The organism is Pseudomonadota bacterium (assembly GCA_027624715.1).
GTDB lineage: Bacteria > Pseudomonadota > Gammaproteobacteria > Burkholderiales > Eutrophovitaceae > Eutrophovita.
This window is the reverse complement of sequence record JAQBTV010000025.1, coordinates 1-6,440: the sequence shown is the minus strand read 5'-3', so window position 1 is coordinate 6,440 and position 6,440 is coordinate 1. Positions and strand designations below refer to the sequence as shown.

Here is a 6,440-nt window from a genome sequence, read left to right as displayed (position 1 = left end):
CTCCATCGCATCGCTTCAGAGGCAAATTTGCCAATATCATCGCAGGTCATGGTTCCGAGAGGATAGGAGGCAGCTGATGCCGGTTGAATTAAAAATAAGCCAATAAGAATCAGTAATAAGGGAACTTTATTTTGCATGAAACAGCCCTAGAAAGTGGAACATTAATCTTGCCTTTAAGTATACTAAAAAGATGCCTGCTAAAAAGCATCTAATTCAAAGAGTTAATAAATTTTAAGATGCAGTGGTTTGACTTATAAGTTATTGTTTATACTTAATCATACTTTTTATTCGTAAGAGTTACCGCAGATATGAGTCATTTGTTTAGGTCTTCACTGATCATTGGGTTGTTTCTATTTTCTTCTCCAATAGTCCTGGCAGAGGACTGGGGCTCTAAGTTTGATCGGGAGCACGTGCTTGAGCAACTTAAAGACTTTGATGCCTCTGTAAGGCGCCGCTCCCTTGCCCGGTTGGCTGATATAGGGATGATTGAAGATGTACCTCATATGCTGCGAATGTTAAGAGACGATGATTCAGCGGTGCGCAGCATGGCTGACCAGGCCATTACCGGCCTTTGGCTTCGTATGGATAACTTGTCCGCAAAGCGGCTGTTTGTGAAGGCGATACTTGAGTTGCAAAATGGAAATACTAAAGAGGCCATTGAATTGTTAGACTCAGTTATTAAGGCGGAACCATCTTTTTCTGAAGCTTGGAATAAACGTGGAGATGCTTGGCTGAATGCAGGTGATCTTGATCATGCGCTGGCAGATTACGAGGTTGCGCTCGAACTCAATCCTTATCACTACGGAGTCATGCAAAGCTGTGCAAGCATTTGGATGGAGCGTTCTAATGCGAGAAATGCGTATAACTATCTTTCCCAAGCTATGGCTATAAACCCTAACTTGGATTACCTAATACCTGTCATCGTAGATCTAGAGGCACGGCTCGAAAACGATAGGATTTGATGTTGGATTCCGTACGTCAAGCATCATGAGCGCCCATGTTGAATTCAATGTTGATCTTGGTCAGTTAACGTCTAAGATCCGTAGCATTGCTCGCGAGCAAGGTTTTGATGACATGCGCGTAACGGATTGTGATTTATCAGAATCTGCACCGAGGTTAAAAGAATGGCTCGATAAGGGTTATGCGGGTGATATGGACTATATCGGCAACCGGTTCGAGATGAAAATCAATCCAGATAAGCTTGTCAGTGGCGTGAAGCGCATTATCAGCTTGAGAATGAATTATTTTCAGTTTAGGGATAAAAGTATGGATGGATTAAATTTCCTAAATGCTCCAGATAGGGGGTTTATTTCCAATTACGCATTAGGTCGTGACTACCACAAGGTCATTCGGGGACGATTAGAAAAAGTTGCGCAAAACGTTCAGTCGATCATTGGCGCATTCGGCTATCGTGTATTTACTGACAGCGCACCTGTGATGGAGGTGGAGTTGGCGACAAAATCAGGCTTGGGCTGGCGTGGCAAACACACACTGTTGATTAATAAAAATGCCGGATCATGGTTTTTTCTAGGAGAGATTTACACTGATTTAGATTTGCCTCTAGACAGTCTCGCCAGTGAGCATTGTGGGACATGCAGCCGATGTATTGATATTTGTCCCACAAAAGCAATTCTTGGTCCTTATAAGTTGGATGCGCGAAGGTGTATTTCATATCTGACGATCGAACACCGCGGAAGTATCCCCAAAGAATTTAGAAAGTTAATGGGTAATCGTATCTACGGTTGTGATGACTGTCAGGTGGTATGTCCATGGAATAAATATGCGTCGGTTACAACCGTTCCAGACTTTAATGTAAGAGAATCCTTAGATGGTGAAACTTTAGTGAAGCTGTTTTCGTGGAGCGAATCGGAATTTTATCGATATACGGAGGGTAGTCCGATTCGCCGTATTGGGTACGAGCGATGGCTGCGTAACTTAGGTTGCGCGCTTGGAAACGCACCGACTACACCGGAAATCATTCGATCGCTTGAGTTAAAAAAATCACATGCATCAGAATTGGTTAGAGAGCATGTTGTTTGGGCCTTAGACGAACATCTCTAACCATTCGTTCTAATATTGGTATACCGTTAAAATGGGAAATATCAGCAACCGTTTTTTTGTTTACTTGTCTGTAAATGCAGCGTGTATTCTAGGAGAAACATGATGAATCGTTATTTTTTGAGCTTTACAAGTTTATTGCTTCTTATGGTCGTTGATGTGGCATCGGCTCAATCCGTTGAGAAGGCGGTCAAATATCGCCAAGGTGCTTTCACCGTGATGGGTTGGAATTTTGAGGTAATCGTAGATATGATCAAAGGAAAGCGACCATTTGATCAAGTTGATTTTACACGTAGAGCGAAAATAATTGCTAATGTCAGTCAAATTCCAATGGAGGGGTTTGCTACCGAGTCCCACGCGGGGGCTACTAAAGCTAAACCGGAAATTTGGACAAATTATCCGGACTTCGAGCAGAAAATGAAGCTGATGCAAAACGCGGCTGAGCTTCTGGCGACGACTAGCCTATCGGGTGACTATGACGCCTCGAAGCGGGCCGTCTCTGCGCTCGGTAAAACGTGTAAGGCCTGTCACGACGAATATCGAAACAAGTAAAGCAGTCAATATCTATGTTTGCCACAATCAAGGCCAAGGTGCCTTAGTGTATAGATATTAAAATTATGGTGACTCCGACGCTAATGACTGCGAAGAGGATTGCGCGTTTTGGATGTTCGTTGACCTGACGTACCTCATTGTTTGTTTTAATTTCACTTGAATAACCAGTAATCATCGGCGTCACGAGATTTTGTTTTTTCAACATTGTGTACCAGCTGATTGCGATTAAGTGGGCGAAAACTAATAAGAGGAGTACTTTTGCATTCACGGTGTGTATTTGATTGGCGACAGAGGTTAAGTCCTCCGAAACGAGATCGCTAAATGCCCCTGACAACATGACACCATCATCGCAAAATAATCCACTGCTCACTTGAATGATGATCGACAAAATCATCAATACAACTGAATAACCTCCGATTGGATTATGGCCACTTGAGCGTTTTGATGCACCGGAGTCGGTCAAGATATAGCTAATAACGGTATTGGGTGATTTGATAAAGTCTGAGAACCGTGCGGTTAGGCTGCCCCAGAAGCCCCAGAGTATTCTAAAAAGAATTAAGCCGCACACACAGTAACCCACCATAATATGACTCTCCGATGGCCCTCCTTCTAAGTGGCCCGTGACCAGTTGGTAGGTGATGAGGATGGCAATTGACCAATGGAATAGTCGGGTCGAGATATCCCAGACTTTGATTTTTGAACTTGGGATCATTGGACGTCTAGATACTCGTCTTGATCAAACGTTTAATTGGTTGGCTAGATCAATGATACTCTCCGCGTTATAGTCAAACCGCGCGTCCGTCGTAAGGTCAATATTTATTGAGGGTGGAAATTCTTTTGGTCTTTTTATAAACGCAGTCTTCAGACCGCATGCTTGGGCAGCTAATAAGTCGTCTTTGTGTGCGGCGCACAGCATGACCTCTGCAGGAGGCAAGTCCAGCAGTTTGGCTGCCCCGAGGTAGGTTTCAGGATCCGGTTTGTAATGACCGAATAATTCGGCGCTAATGATGCAATCCCAGGGCAGGCCAGAGTTTTTAGCCATGTTATTGAGTAAAGAAAAATTACCGTTAGAGAGTGGCGAGATGGTGTAGCTTTGCTTTAATTGTTTTAGACCACGAACAGAATCGGGCCAAGGTTTGAGTCGGTGCCAGGATCGATTCAGCAAATCGGTTTCTGCTTCCGATAGATGTTCTAAGTGATACTTTTTTTTCAATTCATCGAGAATCATTCTATGCAGGGCGTCTATGTTCAGCCAAGGAAGTTCACCTCGTCTCACTCGACCCATGGCGGGTTGATAGCCTGAACGCCATTCATTCGCAAATTTACCTGCGTTAAGTCGAATACCTTTGTGCTCGGCAACGGCACGAACTTCTCTTGTAATGCTGCCGCGCCAGTCGACAACCGTTCCGAAGACGTCAAAAATTAGGGCTTTTAGCATTGGGTATTTCCCTTAAAAGGTAGAATTTATCTAGGTTTTTTTAAGTTTAACAGGTAGAAATCCACAGTTTAGGAATAATTCCTAATATGCCACATACCCTCAAGTGCTATCCTACGGCGTTTATTTTCTTAAGTTAAGGGTTATTGATATGAGCAGGGGTCTTTCTTTAATTGTATTTTTCTTGAGTGTCATCAGTGGTTTTTCGACTGTTCATGCTGAAAATCGTATTAATGAACTTGAGACGGATAGCATTCAGTTGATTTCTACAACACCGGTTCCTGGTCTGGGTACCGATGTGAGAAAGATCCCAGGTAATGTTCAATCCGTGGATAACGAAACTTTAAGTGAACAAAACAGTATGAATGCAGCTGAGTTCATTGAGCGAAATTTAAACTCAGTCTCAGTAACCCACGCACAAAATAATCCATTTATGCCTGACTTGATGTACCGCGGCCAGATGGCCTCCCCGTTATTAGGAAATCCTAATGGGCTGGCTGTCTTCATGGACGGGACTAAAATGAATGAGCCATTTGGAGATACGCTCAAATGGGATTTTATTCCACAGAACGCGATTTCTAAGATCAGTATAATTCCAGGCTCTAACGCAGTTTATGGATTGAATGCCCTTGGTGGTGTGCTGTCACTAACTACGAAATCTGGTTTCCAAAACCCAGGGTCTACTTTCAGTTCCTACGGCGGCTCATGGAGTAGACAGAATTACGAGTTTTCTTACGGGATGAGTAAGGACAATAAAGATTTCTTTTTCGCAGGAACTTTGTTCGATGAAGATGGTTTTAGAGACTCGTCAGACAGTAACGTAAAGCAGTTATTCTTTAAATTTGGTCAAGAAACTGAATTAATGGATTATGACATTTCGCTTACGTGGGCGGATAGCCTGTTGAATGGAACGCAGGCTTTGCCCGTTTCATTTTTGGGTAACCGAGAGCAGGCGTATACATATCCAGATACAAATGAAAATGAACTTGCCTTCCTCAATATGACTTGGAGACGTTTTACTGAGAAGAATAATTTATTGTCAGGCGTTGCCTACTATCGTGAATACGAAAATGAAAACATGAATAGTAATGTAAACGATGATTTCATTGGCACTAGCGGCCTAAGTAATACCACTGGTTTGGGTGGGGCCCGATGTTACGAGGAAGATGAGCTAGATCTAGACGGCGATGGTGATATAGATGCCGCCGACGAGACACTTTTCGAAGACGCAGGCGGTGATGATGCTGAGTGTCCCGGTGCAAATGAGGGATCGACGACAAAAACAACGAGTTACGGTGCTTCCCTTCAGTGGACAGGATTGTTCTCTCGTCATGTGCTTAATATTGGAAGTGCGCTAGATATCGGTCAGAGTAATTTTAGTAACGAAGAAGAGAGCGCCGTGTTTAGCTCGGGAGCGTTAAGAACGACAACTAGTACTGGAGAAGGTTTTGAAAATGAAGTTCAAGCCGATGCTGATAACCAGTACTTCGGCCTTTACGTCAGTGATATGTATGACGTCACAAATCAGATATCGGTTCTTTCTTCACTGCGTTGGAATCAAGCAAAAATCAATATTGCGGATGGTAGTGGCGCTAATCCCGCACTGAATGGTAAGCATACTTTTGAACGCTTCAACCCAGCGGTTGGGGTAAATTACAACCCAAAACCGGGGTACACGACTTTCGTACAGTACTCGGAGGGTATGCGGGCGCCGACTCCAATTGAATTGACATGTGCTGACCCTGATGCGCCGTGTAAGTTACCTAATGCGTTCTTAGCTGATCCTCCATTGGATATGATCGTCGCGAAAACGATTGAATGGGGTGCTAGAGGCTATGGTCGAAATTACGTATGGAATTTTGCAATCTATAACACGACCTTGGAAGATGACATTCAATTCATTAACGCGGCCGGTTCCACAATCGGGAATGCAGGCTTTTTCGATAACGTGGGTGAAACACAAAGGCAGGGTTTTGAAGTTGGAATGGGTTGGGAACTTGGTGACTTCGGGTTCCGTGCCGACTACAGCTACCTGGACGCGACGTTTGAGAGCACGTTTGACATCAATAGCCCCAATAATTCTTCGCATCGGACAGTCAACGGGTTAAAGGTGATCACAGTAAATCCAGGAAATAAAATGCCGAACATACCCGAGCAAACCCTTAAGGCAAGGTTCGAGTATACGGCGTTTGGTACTTGGAAAACGGGCATTACTGCGAACTACTTCAGTGATGTCTATGCTCGAGGGGACGAAAATAACCAAGATAGGAATGGAACGATTGATGGGTATACTGTCGTCAATTTGGACTCCACTTATAAAGCTTCTAAGTCTTTTGAGATCTTCCTTAAAATTACCAATTTATTTGATGAGAATTTTGAGAGTTTTGGAATTCTA

The 6,440-nt window shown here is 43.6% G+C and carries 6 protein-coding genes; 4 read left to right on the top strand and 2 right to left on the bottom strand.

Annotated features, from left to right (window positions below):
* The first annotated feature begins 308 nt into the window (after positions 1 to 308).
* The 3 genes from O3A65_08765 (at position 309) to O3A65_08755 (ending at position 2,610) form a co-directional block, all read left to right on the top strand.
* Positions 309 to 962 carry a tetratricopeptide repeat protein gene (locus tag O3A65_08765; protein MDA1332550.1) on the top strand — a complete coding sequence of 218 codons (654 nt, stop codon included), beginning with the start codon at positions 309 to 311 and terminating at the stop codon, positions 960 to 962.
* 25 nt (positions 963 to 987) lie between these two features.
* Positions 988 to 2,061 carry a tRNA epoxyqueuosine(34) reductase QueG gene (gene queG, locus O3A65_08760; GenBank protein ID MDA1332549.1) on the top strand — a complete coding sequence of 358 codons (1,074 nt, stop codon included), beginning with the start codon at positions 988 to 990 and terminating at the stop codon, positions 2,059 to 2,061.
* A gap of 99 nt (positions 2,062 to 2,160) precedes the next feature.
* Complete coding sequence (locus tag O3A65_08755) at positions 2,161 to 2,610, top strand: cytochrome c (protein ID MDA1332548.1); 450 nt, start codon at positions 2,161 to 2,163, stop codon at positions 2,608 to 2,610.
* A 43-nt stretch (positions 2,611 to 2,653) separates the two neighbouring features.
* Here the strand turns inward: O3A65_08755 and O3A65_08750 are convergent, their stop codons facing one another.
* Positions 2,654 to 3,322 carry a cytochrome b/b6 domain-containing protein gene (locus O3A65_08750; protein ID MDA1332547.1) on the bottom strand — a complete coding sequence of 223 codons (669 nt, stop codon included), beginning with the start codon at positions 3,320 to 3,322 and terminating at the stop codon, positions 2,654 to 2,656.
* Between the two features lie 24 nt (positions 3,323 to 3,346).
* Positions 3,347 to 4,048: a haloacid dehalogenase type II gene (locus O3A65_08745; protein ID MDA1332546.1), complete on the bottom strand. Its 702-nt coding sequence runs from the start codon at positions 4,046 to 4,048 to the stop codon at positions 3,347 to 3,349.
* A 148-nt stretch (positions 4,049 to 4,196) separates the two neighbouring features.
* Here O3A65_08745 and O3A65_08740 point away from each other — a divergent pair.
* Positions 4,197 to 6,440: TonB-dependent receptor (locus O3A65_08740; GenBank protein ID MDA1332545.1), on the top strand; the 2,244-nt coding region annotated here is incomplete at its 3' end.